Below are 24,766 nucleotides of genomic sequence, written 5' to 3' on the forward strand. Positions count from 1 at the left end.
AAATGTGGGAGCGGGCTTGCTCGCGAATGCGGTGGGTCAGTGATGGATATGTTGACTGATACACCGCATTCGCGAGCAAGTCGAATCGTCGCACCGCCGCTCCCACATTTTTGACCGAGGCGATCTTCAGCCCGCAACCATCTCGGCCTTGACCTGCGCCTCCTTGGCCTGGGCATCCGCCAGTCGATACAGCTCGATATGCCCATCCCAGTGCTCGATCAACGCGGTGCACGACTCCACCCAATCCCCGCAATTGAGGTAGTCCACCTCGCCCACCTTGCGAATCTCCGCGTGGTGGATATGCCCGCACACCACGCCGTGCAACTCGCGCTTGGTCACTTCGTGGGCGATGGCTTCCTCAAAATCGCTGATAAAGCTCACTGCCGTCTTCACCTTGTGCTTGAGGTACGCCGACAGCGACCAATAACCGTAGCCGTAGCGTGCCCGCCAGTGGTTCAGCCAGCGGTTGAGGGTCAGGGTGAATTCGTAGGCCGAGTCGCCAAGAAACGCCAGCCAGCGATGGTAGCGGGTGATCACGTCGAACTGGTCGCCGTGGATCACCAGCAGATGCCGGCCATCGGCGGTCACATGCACCGCTTCGTCCACCAACTGGATATTGCCCAGGATCAGCTTGGAATAGCGGCGCAGAAACTCGTCATGGTTACCGGTGACGTAGATCACCTCGGTGCCGCGCTTGCTCATGGTCAGCAGGCGGCGGATCACGTTGGTATGGGCCTGGGGCCAATACATGCCGCCGCGCATTTTCCAGCCATCGATGATATCGCCCACCAGGTACACCTTGTCGGCGTGGTAGCCCTTGAGAAACCGCGACAAATGTTCGGCCTGGCAATCCCGGGTGCCCAGGTGCACGTCGGAGATCCACAGGGTGCGAACCCGTTGCTTGCGACTGGGTTTGGCGAGCTCGGCGCTGGTCATGGGCATACCTCGAGGGTGTTTTCGCCAGCTTGCTCCCGGGCAATTAATAGCCCATGACAGTCTTGCGTCAGTCAGATGACAACGCCCGCCGCGCGTCGGGCGGTGTAAACTGCCGGCCTGCCCGGGAGATTGCGATGAGACCGACCCTCACGCTGCGCCATTACACCCACGACCTGATCGCCCATAGCCATGACCACGCGCAACTGGTGTTTGGCCTGGCCGGCCGCCTGGACTTCGAGGTGGAAGGCATCGGCGGCGAAATCTGCCCGCAAGGGGTGATGGTCCTGCCCTTCTCCACCCATCACAGCTGTGGCAGCCCCCGGGGCAGCCAATGCCTGGTGCTGGATGTGCCCGACGAACAGTGGGTGATGCAATCTTTGGGCGAGCACGCGGATGCCAGTCGCCGCCTGCTGGACCAACCGGCTCGGGTGAAGCTGGATGCCCGCCAGGGCCAATTGGTCAACTGGCTGGCGAGCGGCGCGCTGGATGACCCACTGATCGCCCAGCAAGGCGCGGTGTTGTTATTGGCTACGCTCAATGGCCAGCCGCCTGCTCAAGCCAGCGCGCGACGCCTGCCCTATGGCGCATTCAACGCACATATCGACCAGCACGCGGCCTACCCGCTGCAGGTCGCGGATCTGGCACGGCTGGCAGATATTTCCGTCGCCCGCCTGCACGCCCGCTTTGTCGCCGAATGCGGGTTGACCCCCATGGACTACATCCGCACCCGCCGCCTGCAAATGGCCCGCGGCTTGTTGCGCGACAGCCTCCTGCCCATTGGCGAGATTGCCGCGCGGGTCGGCTATGGCTCGCAAAGCGCGTTTGCCGCGGCCGTGTTGCGCGAGTTCGGCTGCTCGCCCGGAGCCCTGCGCCGGCTCGACAACAGGCGCTAGTCCTGCGATAAAACCGGCGATTCCCACGACAGACACCCAGGCGCCAGGCGCTCTAGACTGGATGCCTGCCTGCTTACTGTTTTAAGGACTGTCATGACTCCCCGCACTGCCTTAGGCGCCCTGCACATCGGCGCACTGATGTTTGGCCTCACCGGCGTCTTCGGCAAGCTTGCCGCCGCCTCGCCCGGCATCATCGTATTTGGCCGTGCCGCTTTCGCGGTAATCGCCCTGGCGCTGTTCGCGCGTTTTGCCAGCAGCACGCCGTGGCAAAAACTCTATAGCACCGACCTGCGGCGCCTGCTGCTCAGCGGCCTGCTGCTGGCCGGGCACTGGGTGAGCTTCTTTATTGCGGTGAAAGTGGCCGGCGTGGCGATTGCGACCTTGGGGTTTGCCACATTCCCGGCTTTTACGGTGATCCTCGAAGGCCTGATCTTCCGCGAGCGGATTCGCGCCAATGAAATGGTGTTGGTGCTGCTGGTCAGCATCGGCCTGGTGCTGGTCACCCCGGACTTCGATCTCGCCAGCCAGGCCACCAGCGGCCTGGTCTGGGCCGTGGTCTCGGGCCTGCTGTTCTCGCTGCTGTCGTTGAACAATCGAGCCAGCGCCAGCATCCCGCCAGTGCAGGCGGCCCTCTGTCAAAACGTGGTGGTGGCCCTGTGTTTATTGCCCTTCGCCGCTCCTGGCCTGGGCGAAGTGCGTGCTATGGATTGGCTATGGATCGGCCTGCTGGGAGTGTTCTGTACTGGCCTGGCCCACAGTTTGTTTGTCGCCAGCCTCAAAGTGCTCAAGGCGCGCACCGCTGCCGTGGTGTTCGCCATGGAGCCGGTGTATGGCATCACCGTCGCCTGGCTGCTGTTCAGCGAAACCCCGACCCTGCGCATGCTGCTGGGCGGCGCACTGATCATTGCGGCCATCGTGGTCTCGGGCTTGATGAGCCGCCCCGTCAAGGTCAAACAGCCATCAACCATGGCCTGATCTATACTTTTCCTATCCGCAACAGTCAGCTGTCGTTCAACGGATACAGACTCCTCGACGACAGCCGTGAACCTTGAAGTTGCTGCATGCGAGTGGTCGCTCCCCTAACGCTACGCAGGAGTTTCACCATGGACATGTTCATCACCCTGATCATTCAGATCATCAGCGGCGCAGTCGGCGGCAACCTGGCCGGCCTGAGCAAACAAGGCCTGGGCTCCGGGCTCAATACAGTGGTCGGTGGCGTCGGCGGCCTGGTGCTGGGGCAGATCGTCTCGGCCATCAGCGGCCTGCCTCCTGGCGGTGCGCTGGATGTCGCGGCGGTGGGCAGCAATATCGTCGGCGGCGGTGTCGGCGGCCTGGTGCTGACGTTTGTCGTCGGCTGGATCAAAAATAAAATGGCCGCCAAATAAACCCACTGTCACTGCCGGCTGCATGCCGGCAGTGTCGTTTACGAGGTACGGTCGTTGTGCCCCAGGTCTCGCTCTGGATCGATCTGGTCACGTACTCGCTGCTTGAGTACCTTGGCCTCCGGAAAGCCACCATCGGCCTTGCGCTCCCAGATCTGCACGCCGTCGCATGTAATGCGAAACACCCCGCCGGTCGCCGGTTCCAGGGCCACTTTGCCGAGGCCATCGGCAAAGGTGCTCAGCAGTTCCTGGGCCAGCCACGCGGCGCGCAGCAGCCACTGACATTGGGTGCAATAGGTGATGACAATCTCGGGCCTGGATGCGGACATGAAATGAAGAACTCCTGAGATGACGAGACAGGTGGATCGGATGGCTATAATACCGGCCTTTGCCGTCCAGCCCCGAGATTGATGATGCGCCGCCTGTTGTCCTGCCTGTTGCTGTGCCTGCTCCCTGTCCTTGCCCAAGCCGTGGAAGCCCCCCGCCCGAAAATCGGCCTGGTGTTGTCCGGCGGTGCCGCCCGTGGCCTGGCGCACATCGGCGTGCTCAAGGCCCTGGAAGAGCAAGGCATCCATATCGATGCGATTGCCGGCACCAGCATGGGGGCGGTGATTGGCGGGCTGTACGCGTCGGGCTACAAGATCGACGAACTGGAAAAGCTGGCGCTGAGCATCGACTGGCAGTTGGCGCTGTCCGATGCCCCGCCCAGGGAAGACGTGCCGTTCCGGCGCAAACAGGATGACCGGGACTTCCTGATCAAGCAGAAACTGAGCTTTCGCGACGACGGCAGCCTCGGCCTGCCTCTTGGCGTTATCCAGGGTCAGAACCTGGCGCTGCTGCTGGAGAGCATGTTCGCCCACAGCAGCAACACCCGCGACTTCGACAAGCTGCCGATTCCATTTCGCGCCGTGGCCACCGATATCACCAGCGGCGAGAAAGTGGTGTTCCGCAAGGGTCACCTGCCCCAGGTGATTCGCGCCAGCATGTCGATCCCCGCGGTGTTCGCCCCGGTGGAACTGGACGGGCGACTGCTGGTGGATGGCGGCATGACCGATAACATCCCCCTGGATGTGGCACGTGAGATGGGGGTCGATATCGCCATTGTGGTGGATATCGGTACGCCGCTGCGCAGCCGCAAGCAACTGGCGACGGTGGTGGATGTGCTCAACCAGTCCATCACCCTGATGACCCGCCGAAATTCCGAGGAGCAACTCAAGGCCCTGCATCCCGGCGACGTGCTGATCCAGCCACCGTTGGCCGCCTATGGTGTGACCGACTTTGGCCGCGCCAAGGACATGATCGACGCCGGCTACCGTGCCACCCGCGCCCTGGATACCCGCATGGCACGCCTGCGCCCCACCGGCTCGGTAGACGCCGAACTGACCGCCGCCCGCACACCGGGCCAGCGCAACCCGACGATCACCGCAATCAAGGTAGAGAACGACTCGAAAGTCGGCGACGACGTGATCCGCTACTACATCCGCCAACCCATCGGCGAACCCCTGAACCTGGCCCGCCTGCAATCGGACATGGGCACCCTGTATGGCCTGGATTACTTCGAGCAGGTGCAATACCGCGTGGTGAAAAAAGGCCCGGACAACACCCTGGTCATCAGCGCCCGTGGCAAACGCAGCGGCACCGATTACCTGCGCCTGGGGCTCAACCTGTCCGACGACATGCGCGGCGACAGCGCCTTCAACCTCGGCGCCAGCTACCGGGTCAACGGCATCAACCGCCTCGGCGCCGAATGGCTGACAAGGGTACAGATCGGTGATCGCCAGGAGCTGTACAGCGAGTTCTATCAGCCGATGGATACCGGCTCACGTTATTTCGTCGCCCCCTACATCAGCGCCCAGGCGCAGAACGTCGAACTGATCCTGGATAACGACCCGATCTCCGAATACCGCCTTGAGCGCTACGGGTTTGGCCTGAACGTCGGTCGGCAGATCGGCAACAGCGGCGAAATCCGCTTCGGCGTCGGCGAGGCGTGGGGCAAGGCCGATGTGCGCATCGGCGACCGCGACTTGCCAAGCGTGAGCTTCAGCGAGGGTTTCTATGAACTCAAGTACTCGTTCGACTCCCTGGACAACGTGTACTTCCCCCACACAGGTGAGGACATCGGCCTGGCCTACCGTGAGTTCGAACCGGGCCTAGGCTCCGACCAGCGCTACCGGCAATGGGAGTTCAAGCTGGACAAAGCCATGAGCCACGGCCCGGACACCCTGGTACTGGGCGGTCGCTACGGGCGCACCCTGGACGATTCCGACGTGGTGATTTCCAGCTTCCTGCTGGGCGGCGCGCGGCAGTTGTCAGGGTTCCGCCAGGATGCGATTTCCGGGCAGAACATCAGCCTGATGCGCGCCGTCTACTACCGTCGCCTGACCCCACGCTCGTACTTGCCACTGGACTTCCCGCTGTACCTGGGCGCCTCCCTGGAACGCGGGCGGGCGTGGAACAACGACAATGAGTTCGACAGTGGCTACATCAACGCCGCGAGCATCTTCCTGGGGTTCGATACGCCGCTGGGGCCGTTGAATTTCAGCTATGGGTTTAATGATGACAATCAGAAGGCGGTGTACCTGAACCTCGGCCAGACGTTCTAACGACACTTAGCCAAGACGGAGCAGGCTTGTGTAGGAGCGGGCTTGCCCGCGAAAGCGGTGGTTCAGTCACCGAATATATTGACTGACACACCGCTTTCGCGAGCAACCCCGCCCCCACATTTTGATCAGCGACGTAATCGGCTCAGGTCTTTTCCAGATTGGCCAGGATGTGCCCATGGACCCGCATGCACACCCGCATATCCTCTTCATCGACACCCACAAACAGCTCCTGGCGCAGGGCCGTGGCGATGGTCTCGATCTGATCGATCAACGGGCGGGCGGGATCACACAACACAATGCGCTTGGCACGCCGGTCTTCCACCACAGCCTGGCGTTGCACCAGGCCCTGGTTCTCCAGGCTGTCGAGTAGGCGAGCCAATGTAGGCCCTTCAACGCCGACACTCTGCGCCAATTCGCGCTGGGTCGGTGCTTCTTCAAAACGGGCCAGATGCAGCAGCACCAACCAGCGGGCCTGGGACAATCCCAGCCCCGCCAGGCGGCGATCCAGTTCTGCGCGCCAGCCACGGGACATTTGCGCCAACTGCATGCCAAAACGGTGTTGATCGGTTAACGGCATAAAAAACTCATGGGTTAGACTGAAAATAAAGTATGGCTAATTATTAGTCAGCTAAGCATGACCCATGACAGTAGGCAAGGTTTGCAATGTACTGATTCGTTACATTGTCGTAATTGACACATTAAATCTCGAATTCCGACTGCAAAGCGGCCCGCACACAGTACAAAACGCCCTCGGGCACCCGTCCGGTAAACAGCGGCGCTATATCGCTAACCGGTGGCAATTCACCTTCGCCGTCGAGAAAGGCGTCCTGGATTTCCCCGAGCAAGTCCTCCGGCAGGTCTAGAGCCTGCTCCAGAGACAACTGCTGCTTGCCAATGGACTCGGCCAGCAAGGTGTAGACGTTTTTTTCCGAGCATTGCAACTGCCCGGCGATCTGGATCGGCGTCATGCCCGCACGGGCCAGGCTGATCAGTTCGTGGCGAATATCGGCGATTTCCTTCGGTGCCTCGGCCTGGCCGCCGAGGACTTCCAGGAAGGCCTGGCCATAACGCTCCAGCTTGCGCGCGCCCACGCCGCTGACCCGGGCCATTTCAGCCATGGTGGTGGGCTGCTCGCGTAGCATTTCCAGCAGGGTGGAGTCGGGGAAGATAACGTAGGGCGGCACGCTGTGCTCTTGCGCCAGCTTGCGCCGCAACGCCCGCAGGGCTTCCCACTGTTCCCGCTCCTCGCCGCGCACCAGTTGGCTGGCCTGGCTGGTGCTGCTGGACTTGGCAGTGGTCTGCGGCTTGAGGTCGCGGCGCAGCTCCAGGCTGACCTCGCCCTTGAGCAGCGGCCGGCAGCTGTCATTCAGGCGCAGGCCGCCATAGCCTTCCAGATCGATATCCACCAGGCCACGGGCCACCATCTGGCGGAACAACGACCGCCATTCGCCTTCAGCCCGCGCCTTGCCCACGCCATACACCGACAGGTGCTGGTGACCGAAACTGCGGATTTTTTCGTTGTCCTTGCCCAGCAGCACATCGACCAGATGACCGACACCATAACGCTGGCCAGTACGGAAGATCGCCGACAGGCCCTGGCGCGCCGGCTCGGTGGCATCCCAGGTCTGCACGCCGTCCACACAGTTATCGCAATGCCCGCACGGCTGGGGCATGTCTTCGTCAAAATAGGCGAGCAGGGTCTGGCGGCGGCAGCGGGTCTCTTCACACAGCGACAGCATGGCATCGAGCTTGTGTTGCTCCAGGCGCTTGTGGCGCTCATCGCCTTCGGAGTTTTGCAGCATCTGCTTGAGCATCACCACATCCTGCAGGCCGTAGACCATCCAGGCATCCGCCGGCAGGCCATCGCGGCCAGCACGTCCGGTTTCCTGGTAGTACGCCTCGAGGGACTTAGGCAGGTCCATGTGCGCAACGAAGCGCACGTTGGACTTGTCGATGCCCATGCCGAACGCAATGGTCGCCACCATGATCAGGCCTTCCTCGTTGAGGAAGCGCTTCTGATGATAGGCCCGCAACTCATTGGGCAGGCCAGCGTGGTAAGGCAGCGCGGGGTAGCCCTGCTCGCAGAGGAATGCGGCCACTTCATCGACCTTCTTGCGCGACAGGCAATACACAATCCCGGCATCGCTGCGCCGCTCCGAGAGGAACGCCAGCAATTGCTTGCGCGGCTGTTCCTTGGGCACGATGCGATAAAAGATATTCGGCCGGTCGAAGCTGGAGAGAAAGCGCTCGGCGTTCTGCAGGTGCAGGCGCTCGACGATTTCTTCGCGGGTACGCTTGTCGGCCGTGGCCGTCAGGGCGATACGCGGCACATTGGGGAACAGCTCGGCCAGTTGCCCCAGTTGCAGGTATTCACGCCGGAAATCGTGACCCCATTGGGAAACGCAGTGGGCTTCGTCGATGGCGAACAGGGAGATTTCCAGGCTCTGCAAAAACGCCAGCATGCGCGGCTGCACCAGACGCTCGGGCGCAAGATAGAGCATCTTCACTTCGCCCCGGCGGATCCGCGCCGCCAGGTCGCGCTGCTGCTCGGCACTCAGGGTCGAGTTCAACGCAGCGGCGGCGACACCCAGTTCTTCCAGGGTGGCCACTTGGTCGTCCATCAGTGCGATCAACGGCGAAACCACCACCGCCAGCCCTTCACGCAACAATGCCGGCACCTGGAAGCACAACGACTTGCCACCGCCGGTAGGCATCAAGACCAGCGCATCACCACCGCTGGCCACGCGCTCAATGATCGCACCCTGGCGGCCACGAAAGCTGTCGTAGCCGAAGATGTCCTTGAGGACGCGTTGAGCCTGTTCAAGCATGAAAAACTCCAAATTCCACCGAAATCCCTCTGTACAGGCTGGCTGAAAAAGCGCGCTTGGCCGGAAAATAATCCGTAAGCGAACTTTTCCCGCGACCGCCTCCAGCCTGCAGGGGCATCACAAAACGCGGCAGTATACCCGAGCGCTCCCCGGCAAAGGGCGCCACTGACGAATAGCGGCCCATCTGAAAACCTTGCAAATATGCAGTGCGGCTGGCCTGCACGCTCAAGAAGGCCTAGAATTCAGCATCGTTTATTCCCAAGGTAGTCTTTCAATGTCCTTCGCTGAGCAACTAAACCGCCTGCAAGCCTTCCTCGATGCCGATGAGCTGCATGACGAGGCGCTGGACTACGTAGCCGCCCATGGCTACCTGACTGCGCTATCGATCTGCTCGGAGCAGGTCCCTGACCGTGAATGGATCGACGCGCTGTTCGCCGAAGAGCCTCACTACAAGGACGAGGCCCAGCGCACCGAGATCGAAGAAACCCTGGTCCAGCTCAAGGCCCACATCTCCCGCCAACTGGCATCCGATGAAGAATTCGAGCTGCCATGCGACCTCGACCTGGGCGAAGAGCCGGACGACTCCGACCTGCGCGGCTGGTGCATTGGCTTCATGGAAGGCGTGTTCCTGCGTGAAGCGGCCTGGTTCGAAACCGCCGAGGACGAAGTCAGCGAAATGCTGCTGCCGATCATGGTCGGTTCCGGCCTGTTCGACGACCAGCCTGAGTTCGCCGATATCGCCAGCGACGCCAACCTGATGGACGACATGATCGTACAGATCCCGGAAGCACTGACCGCCCTGTACCTGCTGTGCAACGCCCCCGACGAAAAACCGGCGATCCTCAAGCCTCGCCACCACTGAGTCCCCCGCCCGTGGCGCCCATGGGCAACCGCTCGCCGATTGTGCGCTACGCGCTACTGGCCATTGGCTGGTTGAGCGTGGTGCTCGGCGTGATCGGAATCTTCTTGCCAGTCTTGCCGACCACCCCCTTCCTGCTCCTGGCTGCCGGCTGTTTTGCCCGTAGTTCACCGCGCTTTTATGCGTGGCTGGTCAACCATCCGCGCCTGGGTCCCTGGATTCGGGATTACCTGGATGGCAACGGTATTCCTCTCAAAGGCAAGGTGTACGCCATCGGCCTGATGTGGCTGAGCATCGGCCTGTCCTGCTACCTGGTGCCATTGCCCTGGGCACGCGGGTTCATGTTGACCAGTGCGGTGCTGGTGACGATCTATATCCTGCGCCAGAAAACCCTGCCACCACGATCCAACTGACCCGTGGCGAGGGGGCTTGTCCCCCGTTGGGCTGCGCAGCAGCCCCAAAACCGGTCACCTCGGTGTGTCTGAAAGGCCGAGGTGAGGCTGACTGGGGCTGCTGCGCAGCCCAACGGGGGACAAGCCCCCTCGCCACGACAGCACCGCCCATCCACCCCTGCATGACAGCACCTACCCGACCTTCGTCGACACTGACTAACCCCGAGCATCATGCGAGACTGTCGCCCCGGGCCTGGAATGCCTGGGTGTTCTTATGTCCGGAGTCCTCATGACGCTGTCCAGCGGGCTGATCGCCGCCGTTGCCCTGGCCTATATGGCCATTATGTTTGCCATCGCCTTCTACGGTGACCGCCGCCACGCGCCGCTGCCGCCACGGGTGCGTGCGTGGGTGTATAGCCTGTCGCTGGCGGTGTACTGCACCAGTTGGACCTTCTTCGGCGCCGTAGGCCAGGCCGCCGAACAGTTATGGGCTTTTTTACCGATCTACCTGGGACCCGTACTGCTGCTGGTACTCGCGCCCTGGGTCCTGCAGAAAATGGTGCTGATCAGCAAGCAGGAAAACATCACCTCCATCGCCGACTTCATCGCCGCGCGCTATGGCAAATCCCAGTCCCTGGCGGTGGTGGTGGCGCTGATCTGCCTGGTAGGTGTGCTGCCTTATATTGCCCTGCAACTCAAAGGCATCGTGCTGGGGGTCAACCTGCTGATTGGCGCCGGCGCCGATGCCACCGGCACACGGGCCCAGGATACCGCCCTGATTGTGTCCCTGGTGCTGGCGCTGTTCACCATTGTGTTCGGCACGCGCAACCTCGACGCCACGGAGCACCACCGTGGCATGGTCCTGGCGATTGCCTTTGAATCCCTGGTCAAGCTGTTCGCATTTCTTGCCGTCGGCGCGTTTGTCACCTACGGCCTGTACGACGGTTTCAACGACCTGTTCAGCCAGGCGATGCTCGCACCAAGGCTGGAGGAGTACTGGAAGGAGACGGTCAACTGGCCATCCATGGTGGTGCAGACCGGCGTGGCGATGATGGCAATTATCTGCCTGCCCCGGCAGTTCCACGTCACCGTGGTGGAGAATATCGAGCCCCAGGATCTGCGCCTGGCCAAGTGGGTGTTCCCGGCCTACCTGGTGCTGGCCGCGCTGTTTGTGGTGCCGATTGCCCTCGGCGGCAAGATGCTGCTGCCAAGCTCGGTGCTACCGGACTCCTACGTGATCAGCCTACCCCTGGCCGAAGCCCATCCGGCCTTGGCGCTGCTGGCATTTATCGGCGGTGCTTCGGCGGCGACCGGCATGGTCATCGTCGCGAGCGTGGCGCTGTCGACCATGGTCTCCAACGATATGCTGTTGCCCTGGCTGCTGCGTCGCACCAACGCCGAGCGCCCGTTCGAAGTCTTCCGCCACTGGATGCTCTCGGTACGCCGGGTCAGCATCGTGATTATTCTGCTGCTGGCCTATGTGAGTTATCGCCTGCTCGGCTCCACCGCGAGCCTGGCGACCATCGGCCAGATTGCCTTTGCCGCCGTGACCCAACTGGCGCCTGCAATGCTCGGCGCGCTGTACTGGAAGCAGGCCAACCGTCGCGGCGTGTTTGCCGGCCTGGCGGCGGGCACGTTCCTGTGGTTCTACACCCTGGTGCTGCCAATTGCCGCCCATAGCCTGGGTTGGTCGCTGAATATCTTCCCTGGCCTCTCCTGGCTGCACGGCAACCCGCTGGGGCTGCCAATCACGCCGCTGACCCAAGGGGTTGTGCTGTCCCTGGCCGGTAACTTCACTCTGTTTGCCTGGGTCTCGGTCCTCTCGCGCACTCGGGTATCAGAGCATTGGCAGGCTGGGCGGTTTATCGGCCAGGAAACCAGCCAGCGCGCCAGCGCCCGCTCCATGTTGTCGGTGCAGATCAATGATCTGTTGAGCCTGGCGGCGCGCTTTGTCGGCGAGGAAAGAGCGCAACAGAGCTTCATCCGCTTCGCCTACCGCCAAGGCAAGGGCTTTAACCCCAACCAGAATGCCGACAACGACTGGATCGCCCACACCGAGCGGCTGCTGGCAGGCGTACTGGGTGCCTCATCCACGCGGGCGGTGGTGAAAGCAGCGATTGAAGGCCGCGAAATGCAGCTGGAGGACGTAGTCCGTATCGCTGACGAAGCCTCCGAAGTGCTGCAGTTCAACCGGGCACTGTTGCAAGGTGCAATCGAGAACATCACCCAGGGCATCAGCGTGGTGGATCAGTCCCTCAAGCTGGTGGCCTGGAACCGCCGCTACCTGGAACTGTTCAACTACCCCGACGGATTGATCAGTGTCGGGCGGCCGATTGCCGACATTATTCGCTACAACGCCGAGCGCGGCCTGTGCGGCCCCGGTGAGGCCGAAGTCCACGTGGCGCGGCGCCTGCACTGGATGCGCCAGGGCCGCGCGCATACCTCGGAACGGCTGTTTCCCAACGGCCGCGTGATCGAGCTGATCGGCAACCCGATGCCGGGCGGCGGGTTTGTCATGAGTTTCACCGACATCACCGCCTTCCGCGAGGCCGAACAGGCCCTGACCGAGGCCAATGAGGGCCTGGAACAGCGCGTCACCGAGCGCACCCATGAGCTGTCGCAGCTCAACGTCGCGCTGACCGACGCCAAAGGCGTGGCCGAATCGGCCAACCAATCGAAAACCCGCTTCCTTGCTGCGGTCAGCCATGACCTGATGCAGCCGCTCAACGCTGCGCGGCTGTTCTCGGCCGCCCTCTCCCACCAGAGCGAAGGATTGTCCGGCGAGGCTCGGCAGTTGGTGCACCACTTGGACAGTTCGCTGCGCTCGGCCGAAGACCTGATCAGCGATTTGCTGGATATCTCGCGCCTGGAAAACGGCAAGATCAATCCCCAGCGCCAGCCGTTTGCCTTGAGTGAACTGTTCGATGCCCTGGGCGCGGAGTTCAAGGTGCTGGCCCAGGAACAAGGCTTGCGCTTCCGCCTGCGTGGCAGCCGCTTGCGCATCGACAGTGATATCAAGCTGCTGCGGCGCATCCTGCAGAATTTCCTGACCAACGCCTTCCGTTATGCCCACGGCCCAGTGCTGCTGGGTGTAAGACGGCGTCGCGGTGAGCTGCGCCTGGAGGTGTGGGACCGTGGACCGGGGATTCCACTGGATAAGCAGAAAGTGATCTTCGAAGAGTTCAAGCGCCTGGACAGCCACCAGACCCGTGCCGAGAAGGGCCTGGGGCTGGGCCTGGCGATTGCCGACGGGTTGTGCCGGGTACTCGGCCACCGCTTGCGCGTGCGCTCATGGCCGGGCAAAGGCAGTGTGTTCAGCGTCAGCGTGCCACTGGCCAAGGCGCAAACCAGCTTGCAGGTACCGGTCACCCCGGACAAGGGCCTGCCACTGAGCGGCGCCCAGGTGCTGTGCGTGGACAACGAAGACAGCATCCTGATTGGCATGCGCAGCCTGTTGAGTCGTTGGGGCTGCCAGGTCTGGACCGCACGTGACCAGGCGCAATGCGCGGCGTTGCTGGCCGAGGGCATGCGCCCGCAATTGGCACTGGTGGATTACCACCTGGACCACGGCGAGACGGGCACCGAGTTGATGGGCTGGTTGCGCGCGCAACTGGCAGAGCCGATTCCAGGGGTGGTGATCAGCGCCGACGGCCGGCCAGAGATGGTGGCCGAGGTGCATGCAGCGGGTTTGGATTACCTGGCCAAGCCAGTCAAGCCTGCTGCGTTGCGGGCGCTGTTGAATCGGCATTTGCCGCTGTAGCTTGTGGGTGCTTTAAACCCAAGCCGATAGGGCTGCTGTGGCGAGCGGGCTTGTCGGAACGCCGTATCGCCCGCGTTGGGTGGCGCAGCCGCCCCAAAACCTGCCGGCTCGGTATGTCTTAAACAACCGCGATGCCTGGGGTGGGGCTGCTGCGCAGCCCAGCGCGGGGCAAGCCCGCTCGCCACAGGGAGAGTCATCAGTTTCTGAACGTTGTGTAGATACCCGATGCCACATTTGGGCTCTGCGTTTAGTCAGGTAACTGTGCGACGCCATCTTCATCGGTCATCGCTTTCTCCAACAGGTCGGACGGCAAGCCTTTGCTCGCGCGCGCGCCCAGCAGCTTCAACTGCTCGACCCGGCTGACCAGATTGCCGCGACCATCTGTGAGCTTATTGCGCGCTGCACTGTAAGCCTTATCCAGCTGCTGTAATCGATTGCCCACTTCGTCCAGGTCCTGGATAAACAGCACGAACTTGTCGTACAGCCAGCCGGCGCGCTCGGCGATTTCCCGGGCGTTCTGGCTTTGCCGCTCCTGCTTCCACAGGCTGTCGATCACGCGCAGGGTCGCCAACAAGGTGGTGGGGCTGACAATCACGATATGCCGGTCGAAGGCTTCCTGGAACAGGTTGGGCTCGGCCTGCAACGCGGCGGAAAACGCTGCTTCGATGGGCACGAACAACAACACGAAATCCAGGCTATGCAGGCCTTCCAGACGCTTGTAGTCCTTGCCGGCCAAGCCTTTTACATGGTTGCGCAACGACAGCACGTGCTGCTTGAGAGCCACCTGGCCGATTACCTCGTCATCGGCCGCCACGTACTGCTGGTAGGCCGTCAGGCTGACCTTGGAGTCCACCACCACCTGCTTGTCGCCGGGCAACATGATCAACACGTCCGGCTGGAAACGCTCGCCATCCGGGCCCTTGAGGCTGACTTGGGTCTGGTACTCGCGGCCCTTCTCCAGGCCGGCATGTTCCAGCACCCGCTCCAGAATCAACTCACCCCAGTTACCCTGGGTTTTCTGCCCCTTGAGGGCGCGGGTGAGGTTGGTGGCTTCGTCCGACAGGCGCAGGTTCAATTGCTGCAGGCGCTCCAGCTCCTTGGCCAGGGAAAAACGCTCGCGCGCCTCGTTCTGATAGCTTTCTTCCACACGTTTTTCGAACGACTGGATGCGTTCTTTCAACGGATCGAGCAATTGCCCCAGGCGCTGCTGGCTGGTCTCGGCAAACCGCTGTTCGCGCTCATCGAAGATTTTCCCGGCCAGTTCGGCGAACTGCGCACGCAACTCGTCCCGCGAGCCTTGCAGGTCGTTGAGGCGCTGTTGATGGCTGTCTTGCTGCTCCCGCAGTTCGGCACGCAGGGAGGCCGACAAGGCGTCCAGGCGGCGCAGTTCGCCTTCCTTGGCGCTGCGCTCGATGTTCCAGGCATGAGCGGCATCACGCGCATTGTCGCGGTCGATCTGCAGCAACTCGACTTCCCGGCGGACGGCGGCCAGATCTGCCTGCTTGGCGGCATTGGCCTGGCTCAGGTCGCTGATCTCGTCACGGCTGGCGTCCAGTTGCGCGGCCAGGCCTTCCTGGGCCATCTGCGCCGTCGCCAGGCGTTCCTCCAGCAGTTCCCAACCGGCGCTGCGTGCATTCAGGCGGCGCTGGATCTGCCAGCACAGGACCGACAGAGGCAACGCCGCAGCGGCGAGACCCAGTGCAACACTGGTCCAGTCAAAAGCCATAGCCATTCCTGCCATTACGGTAAAAGAGGAAGGTTAACCAAGCGGGCGCTTTGTGGACAGCTCAGTCTTTGATCTGGCCCAGTTCACGCTGGGCGCCCACGTCGCCGGCACGGGCGGCCTGGCGCAGAAGGTCGTGGCCGATGCGGCGGTCTCGGGCATTGCCGCACTCACGACACATCAACAGGCCCAGGCGGCTCTGTGCCACAACCACCCCTTCACGGGCCGGCTGCTTGAGCAAACGCCCGGCAAAATGCTTGATATTGGGGTGATCGCCAATGCGCGGGCTATCCAGCAGCCACAAGGCGACTTTCAAGGAGAAGCGCTTGGGTGCGGTAACACTTGGAGGGTTGTCGGTAACAGAAGATGATACTGAGCGAAACTTCATAAAGCACTGTAGGGCAGAACGGAAGGCGCGCCACTCTACTCCTTTTTTCGTACGGGTAAAGCTGAAAAAAACCTGCACGCCCGTTCTAGAGCAAGCGCTTGGGACAATCCACAGAAGCTGTGGATAACTCAGTGGACAACCGTGCTTTAACTCGCGCAAAGGCCCATGGAACGGGGGCCGCGCTTAAACTGACGATTTTTTCACCAATAAAAAAAAGCCAGATTTTTCATTGACTTAAATTTTCGATGCAGGCATTCACGGGCCAATCCGGCGCAGCACCTTCCCGGTGACACACTGCGCAACCAATGTGCACAACTACCTGCCTGACGGTTATATCCCGCACTTTTGTGGCCCGAGGGCACAACAAAACTTTACGGGCGACACACAAGGGCCACTTTTCAAACGTGCCTGCGCTCGCCACACTGTTCGCCCTACAGCAAGGAGGTGCGCCACTTCATGAAAGGAATCCTGGTGTTCGCGTTATTGCTGTTCGCCGTTTGTGTGATTTCCCTGGGCACCAATGCCGTGCTGCCATCTCCCGACGGCGCGCTGTTTGCCATCGCCATCCTGTTATCGGCCGCTTTCACGGCGGTCAGCTTGTGTATCGAGCTGGGTGACGGACGGGTCAACGACCTGCGCGATGTGGTGAAAGTCATCGAAACCGGCCAATCCCTGCGCTTGACCCTCGCCGCCTATGCACTGGGCTGTTCATTGGCCGCAGCGTCCACGGTGCTGATTTATCGCGGGCTGATGGGCGGCTGATTGAAGTATTTTTGCTAACACACTTGCTTTAGCTGTTTCAAGCCATTAGTATCCGCAGCGTTAGTACCAAGCTGAAAGTCAATTCTGGTCGAACTAATCCCCGCGACGTAGCTTCCCTAAAGAGAAGTTCTGTCAATCTTGATGGGATCGACCACCTCGATGGTTTCCAGGTATCACTTGCGACGACACTGCCTTTGAACAATGCAAAGGGTGTCGCGAAGTATCCATACTCTGACCGAACCAACCTGCAAATTGATCAGGATCTTCACCCTGGGCCCAGAACCTTTGCCCCTGTTGTGTTGCCTGCCCTCCTAAGTACCTACCTGCCAGCCCAAGCGCGCCAAACTATTTAGCGCTTCAAACTGGCTGCTTTGTTCCAGTCGGGTTCTTCGCATGATCAATGGTGATCAGCGTCACTGGAACGTTTTAACGTTGCACGGTTCTTATCCGTGTCATTTGTAGGAACACCAATAATATGTCCACTCAAATCCATACTCAGGATGCCATTCGCACCCTAACCAATGCTTTTGCTCCAATGAACTGCCTGATCATGGCCGCTCGCAAAGGCTGCTTCAGCTTCACCCTGGTCAACGAACACGGCATCGCTCGTCATAGCGAACGCCTGTACCCCGATCAATACTCCAGCGCAGAACCGCTGCAGGCCGTGATCGAGCGTACCCGTCAGGCACTGGTTGCCTGATTGACCCGACGCTGAACACCGAAAACCCTGCCCGCAAGGCAGGGTTTTTTATTGCCCGCGATTCGGCTTTTTTAGCGGTTCCCCTTAGGCCAAACAGATATAACGCTTATAACCCGTAGCCGGAAATATTTTAAAAACAGTCCTTTACGTCGTGAATCTGACACTACACTTCAACTCAGGCGGCATGTCCCGCCTCCGGCGAGCCTGAGATCCGATTCACCGCTGCCAAGCCCCCCTTCTCAGGCCTCGTCGACCACTTTTACGGTTTCGAGGGTTTTATGGGCATTGCCGCCGGCGAGTTGTGTCGTTATGTGATCCGACCCACGTTGATTTACCTGGGCCGCCACAGCCAGACCGCAGAAACCCTGCTGCTGGGGGTCGCCGCCAGCCAATCGGAACTGGGCTCTGCCTTGCACGACAGGCGCGGCCACGGCCTGTATCGCATTACCGAACCGCGCCACAGGGCCCTGTGGGACGACTATCTGGCCCTCGACCCAGAGCGCGCCAGCCTGGTGCGTGGCCTCGCCAGCCAACATGCTTTCCTCAGCGGGCCGCAACTGGAGCTGACGGTCAACCTGCGCTACGCCACTGCCATCGCCTGGCTGCTGGTGGAGCAACATCGCCCCGAACTCCCCCAGCCCGACGACTTGCTCGCCATGGCCCGTATCTGGAAAGAAATTTTTCACCCCCAGGGCCGGCTGCGCGATTACACCCTGGCCTGGCAAACCTGTGTAAACCCAATGAATCAGGTCGCCTGCTGATCGGGCACTTTGCAAGATTCGGCAAAAATCGGCAATTTTGGTCGGATTGTCCTACAAAACCGCTCTATCTCCTACATTACAGCCTATAGCGCTGCGTTAATTTTATTGGTACTTTCCGCAGCGGTGATCACCTCGGAGTTCTAATAATGAAAAAAGTAATGCTCAAGACCACACTTAGCCTCGCCGTTGCCATGGCCTCTTCCCAACTGTTCGCCAGCGGCTTTGCCCTCAACGAACAAAGCGTCAGCGGTATGGGTACCGGGTTCGCAGGCCGCTCTTCTTCTGCCGATGATGCAAGCACTGTTTTTGGTAACCCTGCCGGTATGGCTCGCCTTGAAGGCCAGCAAGTCACCGGCGGTGTTGCAGCGATTGATGCGTCCACTGATATCAAAGATGTCAGCGGTCGCTCCCGCGGCACCAACAAGGGCGACATGGTCCCCTTCACGGCGGTACCGTTCGGCTTCTACACCAACAAACTCAATGACCAGTGGGCAGTCGGTTTTGGTGTGTACGCACCGTTCGGCCTGATTACCGACTACGAAAGCGGCTATCAGGGCCGTGGCTTTGGCAGCAAAAGTGAAGTGCAAGTCATCACTTTCCAGCCGACCGTCAGCTATGCCTTCAACGATCGGGTTTCCGTCGGTTTTGGCCCAACTTTCAACCGCATTGCCGGCACCCTGGAATCCGAGCTGACCCTCAACCCGGCCGTGCCAGATACCAAGATCAAGATCAAGGGTGACGATACTGCCATTGGCTTCAACGCCGGCGTATTGGTCCAGGCGACCGATACCACCCGCGTCGGCCTGACCTACCACTCGAAGGTCAAGTACAAGCTTGAAGGCCACACCGAAGTCAACGCGCCTACTGCGACCTCCAGCGCCCTGGCAACCGGCCGTTATGACGCGACGCTGAAAATCGACACGCCTGAATCCTGGGATCTGTCGGTGACCCAGGACATGAACGACGCCTGGAAGCTGTATGCCGGTGCTACCTGGACTCGCTGGAGCCGTCTGAAGGACATCACCGTCAACAACAAAGGCGTGACAGCAGCCGGTGGCGGCCTCGCCCCAGGTCTTGTGGGCACCATCAAGGAAGACCAGAACTGGCACGACACCTGGGCTTATGCCGTGGGCACCTCGTACCAGCTGACCAAGCAGGTTGTATTGCGCACCGGCCTGACCTTCGACCAGTCGCCAACCAACAACGCTGATCGTTCGCCACGTATCCCTACCGGCGACCGGACCATCTTCAGTGTTGGCCTGGGCTACGCGGTCATGGATAACATGACCATCGACCTGGCCTACTCCTACCTCAAGGAAGAAGAAGTCAGCGTCAACCGCTCCAACGCTCTGGCAAGCTACAACGCCAAGTACAAAAACAGCGCCAACGGTTTTGGCCTGGGCATGACGTACAAGTTCTGATCCAACGCTGCATAAAAAAGCCCCGCACTCCTACAAAGGAGGCGGGGCTTTTTAGTGGCTGATAATCAGGGCTTGGAAGCCAGCGCCTGCTCCACGGCCTCGATCAGTTCCGGGCTGTCGGGTTTGGTCAGGCTGGAGAAGCTGGCGATCACCTTGCCCTGGCGGTCCACCACGTACTTGTAGAAATTCCACTTCGGCGCGTTGCTCTGCTCGGCCAGGACCTTGAACAGGTGTGCCGCATCCGGGCCCCTGACCTTCTGTGGCTCGGTCATGGTGAAGGTCACGCCGTAGTTCACATAGCAGACCTTGGCCGTCTCTTCGCCCGTCTTGGCTTCCTGCTTGAAGTCATCGGAAGGCACGCCAATCACTTCCAGGCCGTCGCCCTTGTAGCGCTGATACAACGCCTCCAGGCCTTTGAACTGTGGGGCAAACCCACAAAAGCTGGCGGTATTGACGATCACCAGGGGCTTACCTGCAAAGCGCTGGCACAGGTCGATGGACTCCTTGGCGCGTAACTTGGGCAATTGACCTTCGAGCAACGACGGACAATCGGCGGCCATGGCGACACCGCCAAAAGCCACCATCAGGGCAGGTACTGCAAGCCAGCGCTTCAACATGTCGAGGGTCCTTGGACAAAGTCAGGCAAGCAACTTAACAGATCGCCATGCCCAGTTGCATCAACGCCAGCCCGCTACGCTGCCATCCCCACCAGGCCAGCAACAACAGCGTCAGCAACCCGGCTGCACCAAACCAGTATCCGATCGAATTCATGCTACCCCCATCTGCGCCTGCAGCCTTGCCACCGGTCGCTCACGCACCGGCCAGTTCAGGGCGGCCGCGACCAGGCTCAAGACAATCGCCACCTGCCAGATCAAATCGTAGTTGCCCGTTCGATCATAGACCACGCCCCCCAGCCAACCGCCCAGGAACGAACCTAGCTGATGAAACAGGAACACAATCCCACCCAGCATCGACAGGTTTCTGACCCCGAACAAGGTCGCCACCGTACCGTTGGTCAGCGGCACAGTCGACAACCACAAAAAGCCCATGGCCATGCCGAACAGGTAGGCGCTCATCTGTGTCACCGGCGCCCACAGAAACAGCACGATCACCACCGCCCGCAGCAGGTACAACACCGTGAGCAAGCGTGGCTTGGACATCCGCCCACCGAGCCAGCCCGCCGTGTAGGTGCCAAAGATATTGAACAGGCCGATCAGCGCCAGCACCGTAGTGCCGACAGTCGCTGGCAGATGCTGATCCACCAGGTAGGCCGGCAAGTGCACGCCGATAAACACCACCTGGAAACCGCAGACAAAAAAACCAAAGGCCAGCAACCAGAACCCGGAATGGGAACAGGCTTCCTGCAGGGCCTCGCGCAGGGTTTGCTGACCGGCCATGACCGGTAGCGGGCGGTCCTTGATCATCGTCACCAAGGGCACAATCAGCGCCACCAGCAGGCCCAGCACCAGCAAGGCCGCGGACCAGCCCAGCCAGCCGATCAGGCCCAAGGTGCCCGGCAACATGGCGAACTGGCCGAAAGAGCCGGCAGCACTGGCGATGCCCATGGCCATGCTGCGCTTTTCCGGGGCCACGGCACGCCCTACCACGCCGAGGATCACCGAGAACGAGGTACCGGACAGGCCGATACCAATCAGCAAGCCGGCACTCAGGGACAGCGACCACGCCGAATCAGACAAGCCCATGAACACCAGGCCCAAGGCATAGAGCACGCCACCGATCATCACCACTTTGGCCGCACCAAAGCGGTCGGCCAGGGCCCCGGTAAACGGCTGCGCCAGGCCCCAGATCAGGTTTTGCAAAGCGATGGCGAAGGCAAAGGTTTCACGGCCCCAGCCGAACTCGGCGCTCATGGGCGCCAGGAACAGGCCGAAGCCATGCCGTACGCCCAGGGAAAGAGCCAGGATCAGCGCACTCCCGACAAGAATCCAGCCACTGGTACGCCACATCGAGGTCATTATTATTCTCCGCCTGCGGGTATATACCCGCTTGTATTCGAACAAGCACGCGTTTAAGCGAGTTCGTCCAGCAAGGCCAACAGGGTTTCGCGTTTTTGCACGCCCAATTTATCGATCAATTTCTGCTGCGCCGCTTCCCAGGCCGGTAACGCGGCCGTCAGGCGCTGCTTGCCTTCCTCCGTGAGCACTACCAGGCGATTGCGCAGGTCATCGCCCTCGACCAACCGTACCAGGCCTTCACCTTCCAGCACCCGCAGGTTACGCCCCAGGGTGCTGCGGTCCAGGCCCATGGCATCGGCCAGGCTGGAAATGCTCGGCTGGTCCAGGCGCTGCAGATTACACAGCAAGGAATACTGGGCGACGTTGATCCCGAAGCCATCGAGGGCGCCGTCGTAGTGCCTGCTGACGCCACGAGCGGCACGACGCAGGTTGGTGCATAAACATTGGGAGGCAAGCATGGAACGTGTATATACCCGCGATTAAGGAAATGCAAGAAAGTGTTACAGAGCCAGGCCGATCAAAACTGCCACTTCGAGCAGCTCCAGCAAGGCGCCGGCCGTGTCACCGGTGGTGCCGCCCAGTCGATTGATCATCACTTGGCGCAGCCCCATAAAGCAGATGGCAGCGAGCAGGACGGCGATCCCACCGCTGAAACCACCGATCAACACACAGGCCAGACCGGTAAGGATCAGTACTTGTTGCCCGACAATCCGCGGCAAATGGTCGGCCAGCGCCTGGCCCAGCCCCCCGGCACGCACATAGCGAGTCGTGAGGAACAACGCCAGCAGCGAACCGCGACCGATCAATGGGGCGAGGATCAACGCAGCGCCGTTGTGTTGCTCGATCAGCGCTACCAGCGCGGTGAATTTGAGCAGCAGCACCAAGCCCAGGGTGACCACGGCAATCGGGCCGCTGCGCGGGTCCTTCATGATGGTCAGGGTGCGCTCGCGGTCGCCAAAGCCCCCCAGCCACGCATCGGCACTGTCCGCCAGGCCATCCAGGTGCAGGCCGCCACTGAGCAGCACCCACACCGTCAACAGCAGCGCCGCGTGCAACAGCAACGGCGCGCCCATCAACAGCGTGTTCAAGCCCCACAGCAGCAGCCCGAACAGCAGGCCCACCAACGGATAAAACAGCAGCGAACGCCCCAGTTCCTGCGGTTGCGGCATGCCTGGCAGGCGGATCGGCAGGCTGCTGAGAAACTGCAAGGCAATCCAGAATGGCAACATCAGGCGCCCTCGCTCAACACGCCATCGGCCTCGACCCGCAGGCTGAACAAGCCGCCGTGCCCCACCTCGACATTCAACAACTGCTCACGGGGCAAGCCACGGGCCTGGGCCAGCAATAAACGCATGACACCGCCATGGCTGATCAGCAGCACCCGTTGCCCGGCGTACAGCTGGTGCAGGCGCAGGACCGCACCGTGTACGCGCCGGGAAAACCCTTCGACAGGCTCGCCATCCGGCGGCGTAAAGCTATACGGGTCAGCCCAGAACAGCCCCAGTGCCTCGGCGTCGGTTTCCATCAACTTCGCCGCGCTCTGCCCTTCCCAGGCACCGAAATGCAGCTCCTGCAGATCCGGCTCCAAGCTCACCGGCAAATCCAGCCGTGCGCCCAACTCTTCAGCAAAATGCGCGCAACGCTGCAGCGGCGAACTGACCAGGCGATCCCACGGCCCGCGCGCCAGCACCGCCTCGCGCATCTGCGTCCAGCCCTTGGCAGTCAGCGCATCATCCAGGCTGCCGCGCAAGCCGCCGCCCAGTTCGGTTTCGCCATGGCGCAGCAGGTCCAGGTGCAAGGTCATGCCGGGCGATCAGCCACTGCCGCCTCAGCAAACGTCGCCATCTGCCCGTGCAACGCACAAGCCAGGCGCAACAGTGGCACCGCCAGCGCCGCGCCGCTGCCCTCGCCCAGGCGCAGGCCCAGCTCCAGCAGCGGCTCGGCTTGCAGGCTTTGCAGCACGTGGCGATGGCCCGGCTCGGCGCCCCGGTGGCCGAACAACAGCCAAGGCCGGCAGGACGGGTTCAGACGCGTGGCGACCAGCGCCGCGACGCTGCAGATAAACCCGTCGACCAACACCACCACGCCCGCTTGGGCGCAGGCCAGATAAGCCCCCACCAACCCGGCAATCTCCAGGCCACCGAGGTTGAACAGGGTCTGCAACGGGTCACCGCGCTGCCCCGCATGTAATGCCAGCGCGCGCTCGATCACCGCCACTTTGTGGCTCACGCCCTGGGCATTCAGGCCGGTGCCGGGGCCGGTCAGGTCGCTGACCTGGCAATCGAGCAGCGCACAGGCCAGCGCGCTGGCGGCAGTGGTGTTGCCGATGCCCATTTCGCCGCCAATAAACAGCTGCGTACCGGCGCTGATCGCGCGCTGCACGCTGTCACGCCCCGCCGCCAAAGCCAGCCGTCCCTGGGCCTCGGTCATGGCCGCGCCCAGCACGAAGTTGGCCGTGCCGGGGGCGATATTCAGGTGGCGCACGCCCGGCAGGTCCAGCGATGGCGTGACAGTGCCCAGGTCCAACACTTCCAGCCGCGCATCCAGTTGGCGCGCCAACACGCTGATCGCCGCGCCACCACTGACGAAGTTATGCAGCATCTGCGCGGTGACTTCCTGGGGATAGGCCGAGACACCTTCCGCGACCACGCCGTGATCACCGGCAAAGATGCTGATCCACACGTGGTCGACCGTCGGCTTGACCCGGCCCTGCAAACCGGCCAATTGCACCGCCAGCGCTTCCAGTTGCCCCAGGGACCCGGCGGGTTTGGTCAGTTGTTGCTGGCGGGCCAGCGCTTGTTCATAGGCCGCAGCGTCCAGCATCTTGCAGGGGTCCAGCCACCAGGATTGGCTCATAACGCAGTACCTTTCAAAGTCAGGGGCAGGCCCGCAACGGTCAGCACGACACGCTGACAACGCTCGGCCAGGGCTTGATGCAGCCAACCGGCTTCATCCACGTAGCGGCGAGTCAATTCGCCCAGCGGCACGACACCCAGGCCGGTCTCGTTGCTGACAAAAATGATTTCCCCCGGCAGCGACGCCAGGCAGTCCAGCAGTTGTTCGCGCTCCACGCCCAGGCGCTGCGGGTCGTCGAGCATCAATAGGTTGGTGAGCCACAAGGTCAGGCAATCCACCAGCAGGCACTGGCCGGGGGCGGCGTGTTCGCGCAGGACCCGCGCCAGTTCCAGCGGCTCTTCGATCAGGCCCCAATGGCTTGGGCGACGTTGGCGATGCAGGGCCACACGCGCATTCATTTCACCGTCCAGGGGCTGGCTGGTGGCGATATACGTGACAGGCATGGCGCTGTCGCTGGCGAGTTTTTCCGCCAGGCGGCTCTTGCCGGAACGGGCGCCGCCGAGGATCAGTTGCAACATGGTCAAAC

At 61.6% G+C, this 24,766-nt stretch carries 24 protein-coding genes; 11 read left to right on the plus strand and 13 right to left on the minus strand.

All coding sequences use genetic code 11. The annotated features are described in order from the left end of the window. Positions 1-126 precede the first annotated feature (126 nt). A complete protein-coding gene (locus tag FIV38_RS11420; RefSeq protein ID WP_029292463.1) occupies positions 127-936 on the minus strand; it encodes a UDP-2,3-diacylglucosamine diphosphatase in 810 nt (269 codons plus the stop codon). Between the two features lie 134 nt (positions 937-1,070). Here FIV38_RS11420 and FIV38_RS11425 point away from each other — a divergent pair, with 134 nt between their 5' ends. From FIV38_RS11425 to FIV38_RS11435, 3 genes are all read left to right on the plus strand, one after another. After that, complete coding sequence (locus tag FIV38_RS11425; RefSeq protein WP_092234501.1) at positions 1,071-1,829, plus strand: helix-turn-helix transcriptional regulator; 759 nt, start codon at positions 1,071-1,073, stop codon at positions 1,827-1,829. 93 nt (positions 1,830-1,922) lie between these two features. Continuing rightward, positions 1,923-2,804: a DMT family transporter gene (locus FIV38_RS11430; protein ID WP_092234497.1), complete on the plus strand. Its 882-nt coding sequence runs from the start codon at positions 1,923-1,925 to the stop codon at positions 2,802-2,804. A gap of 128 nt (positions 2,805-2,932) precedes the next feature. After that, a complete protein-coding gene (locus FIV38_RS11435) occupies positions 2,933-3,214 on the plus strand; it encodes a hypothetical protein (RefSeq protein WP_029292456.1) in 282 nt (93 codons plus the stop codon). A 38-nt stretch (positions 3,215-3,252) separates the two neighbouring features. Here FIV38_RS11435 and FIV38_RS11440 read toward each other — a convergent pair whose 3' ends face one another. Continuing rightward, the gene (locus FIV38_RS11440) at positions 3,253-3,540 is read right to left on the minus strand and encodes an Rdx family protein (RefSeq protein WP_092234494.1); all 288 of its coding nucleotides are present in this window, start codon (positions 3,538-3,540) and stop codon (positions 3,253-3,255) included. An 84-nt stretch (positions 3,541-3,624) separates the two neighbouring features. Here FIV38_RS11440 and FIV38_RS11445 point away from each other — a divergent pair, with 84 nt between their 5' ends. Beyond that, the gene (locus tag FIV38_RS11445; RefSeq protein ID WP_029292452.1) at positions 3,625-5,814 is read left to right on the plus strand and encodes a patatin-like phospholipase family protein; all 2,190 of its coding nucleotides are present in this window, start codon (positions 3,625-3,627) and stop codon (positions 5,812-5,814) included. 142 nt (positions 5,815-5,956) lie between these two features. Here the strand turns inward: FIV38_RS11445 and FIV38_RS11450 are convergent, their stop codons facing one another. Both FIV38_RS11450 and recQ read right to left on the minus strand, forming a co-directional pair. Then, the gene (locus FIV38_RS11450) at positions 5,957-6,391 is read right to left on the minus strand and encodes a MarR family transcriptional regulator (RefSeq protein WP_029292449.1); all 435 of its coding nucleotides are present in this window, start codon (positions 6,389-6,391) and stop codon (positions 5,957-5,959) included. Positions 6,392-6,512: 121 nt separating this feature from the next. Then, a complete protein-coding gene (gene recQ / locus FIV38_RS11455; RefSeq protein WP_029292447.1) occupies positions 6,513-8,642 on the minus strand; it encodes a DNA helicase RecQ in 2,130 nt (709 codons plus the stop codon). Positions 8,643-8,916: 274 nt separating this feature from the next. Between recQ and FIV38_RS11460 the strand changes: the two genes are divergently transcribed. The 3 genes from FIV38_RS11460 (at position 8,917) to FIV38_RS11470 (ending at position 13,653) form a co-directional block, all read left to right on the plus strand. After that, a complete protein-coding gene (locus FIV38_RS11460; protein WP_092234491.1) occupies positions 8,917-9,504 on the plus strand; it encodes a UPF0149 family protein in 588 nt (195 codons plus the stop codon). Positions 9,505-9,524: 20 nt separating this feature from the next. After that, complete coding sequence (locus FIV38_RS11465; RefSeq protein ID WP_070995438.1) at positions 9,525-9,914, plus strand: YbaN family protein; 390 nt, start codon at positions 9,525-9,527, stop codon at positions 9,912-9,914. Positions 9,915-10,182: 268 nt separating this feature from the next. Continuing rightward, a complete protein-coding gene (locus FIV38_RS11470) occupies positions 10,183-13,653 on the plus strand; it encodes a hybrid sensor histidine kinase/response regulator (protein ID WP_092234488.1) in 3,471 nt (1,156 codons plus the stop codon). A 247-nt stretch (positions 13,654-13,900) separates the two neighbouring features. Here the strand turns inward: FIV38_RS11470 and FIV38_RS11475 are convergent, their stop codons facing one another. Continuing rightward, positions 13,901-15,265, minus strand: a complete 1,365-nt coding sequence (locus FIV38_RS11475) for a DNA recombination protein RmuC (protein WP_167362643.1) — start codon at positions 15,263-15,265, stop codon at positions 13,901-13,903. A 175-nt stretch (positions 15,266-15,440) separates the two neighbouring features. Next, a complete protein-coding gene (locus tag FIV38_RS11480) occupies positions 15,441-15,764 on the minus strand; it encodes an SEL1-like repeat protein (protein WP_029292437.1) in 324 nt (107 codons plus the stop codon). Between the two features lie 456 nt (positions 15,765-16,220). On the opposite strand from FIV38_RS11480, the gene FIV38_RS11485 reads away from it, so the two are divergent. The 4 genes from FIV38_RS11485 to FIV38_RS11505 all read left to right on the plus strand — a co-directional run bounded on the left by FIV38_RS11485 (position 16,221) and on the right by FIV38_RS11505 (position 19,408). After that, positions 16,221-16,526: a hypothetical protein gene (locus FIV38_RS11485; RefSeq protein WP_029292434.1), complete on the plus strand. Its 306-nt coding sequence runs from the start codon at positions 16,221-16,223 to the stop codon at positions 16,524-16,526. A 475-nt stretch (positions 16,527-17,001) separates the two neighbouring features. After that, a complete protein-coding gene (locus FIV38_RS11495) occupies positions 17,002-17,226 on the plus strand; it encodes a hypothetical protein (protein WP_007898912.1) in 225 nt (74 codons plus the stop codon). A gap of 278 nt (positions 17,227-17,504) precedes the next feature. Next, positions 17,505-17,987, plus strand: coding sequence for a hypothetical protein (locus FIV38_RS11500; RefSeq protein ID WP_092234485.1), 483 nt, complete (start codon positions 17,505-17,507; stop codon positions 17,985-17,987). A 146-nt stretch (positions 17,988-18,133) separates the two neighbouring features. Beyond that, complete coding sequence (locus FIV38_RS11505; protein ID WP_092234482.1) at positions 18,134-19,408, plus strand: OmpP1/FadL family transporter; 1,275 nt, start codon at positions 18,134-18,136, stop codon at positions 19,406-19,408. Positions 19,409-19,473: 65 nt separating this feature from the next. Here the strand turns inward: FIV38_RS11505 and FIV38_RS11510 are convergent, their stop codons facing one another. The 7 genes from FIV38_RS11510 to cobU all read right to left on the minus strand — a co-directional run bounded on the left by FIV38_RS11510 (position 19,474) and on the right by cobU (position 24,758). Beyond that, a complete protein-coding gene (locus FIV38_RS11510; protein ID WP_029292425.1) occupies positions 19,474-20,025 on the minus strand; it encodes a glutathione peroxidase in 552 nt (183 codons plus the stop codon). Positions 20,026-20,175: 150 nt separating this feature from the next. Next, complete coding sequence (locus FIV38_RS11515; protein ID WP_167362642.1) at positions 20,176-21,375, minus strand: MFS transporter; 1,200 nt, start codon at positions 21,373-21,375, stop codon at positions 20,176-20,178. 62 nt (positions 21,376-21,437) lie between these two features. Then, positions 21,438-21,842 carry a MarR family winged helix-turn-helix transcriptional regulator gene (locus FIV38_RS11520; RefSeq protein ID WP_029292421.1) on the minus strand — a complete coding sequence of 135 codons (405 nt, stop codon included), beginning with the start codon at positions 21,840-21,842 and terminating at the stop codon, positions 21,438-21,440. A 42-nt stretch (positions 21,843-21,884) separates the two neighbouring features. Beyond that, entirely contained in the window at positions 21,885-22,613 is a 729-nt protein-coding gene (locus FIV38_RS11525; RefSeq protein ID WP_029292419.1) for an adenosylcobinamide-GDP ribazoletransferase, read from the minus strand. Next, positions 22,613-23,188, minus strand: a complete 576-nt coding sequence (gene cobC / locus FIV38_RS11530) for an alpha-ribazole phosphatase family protein (RefSeq protein ID WP_092234476.1) — start codon at positions 23,186-23,188, stop codon at positions 22,613-22,615. Before cobC ends, FIV38_RS11525 begins: the two co-directional genes overlap by 1 nt. Beyond that, positions 23,185-24,240, minus strand: a complete 1,056-nt coding sequence (gene cobT / locus FIV38_RS11535) for a nicotinate-nucleotide--dimethylbenzimidazole phosphoribosyltransferase (protein WP_029292415.1) — start codon at positions 24,238-24,240, stop codon at positions 23,185-23,187. Before cobT ends, cobC begins: the two co-directional genes overlap by 4 nt. Further along, positions 24,237-24,758: a bifunctional adenosylcobinamide kinase/adenosylcobinamide-phosphate guanylyltransferase gene (gene cobU, locus FIV38_RS11540; protein WP_092234473.1), complete on the minus strand. Its 522-nt coding sequence runs from the start codon at positions 24,756-24,758 to the stop codon at positions 24,237-24,239. The genes cobT and cobU overlap by 4 nt, the downstream gene beginning before the upstream one ends. Positions 24,759-24,766: the final 8 nt, after the last annotated feature.

This window comes from Pseudomonas proteolytica, from assembly GCF_007858275.1.
In the GTDB taxonomy this organism is placed as follows: Bacteria; Pseudomonadota; Gammaproteobacteria; order Pseudomonadales; family Pseudomonadaceae; genus Aquipseudomonas; species Aquipseudomonas proteolytica.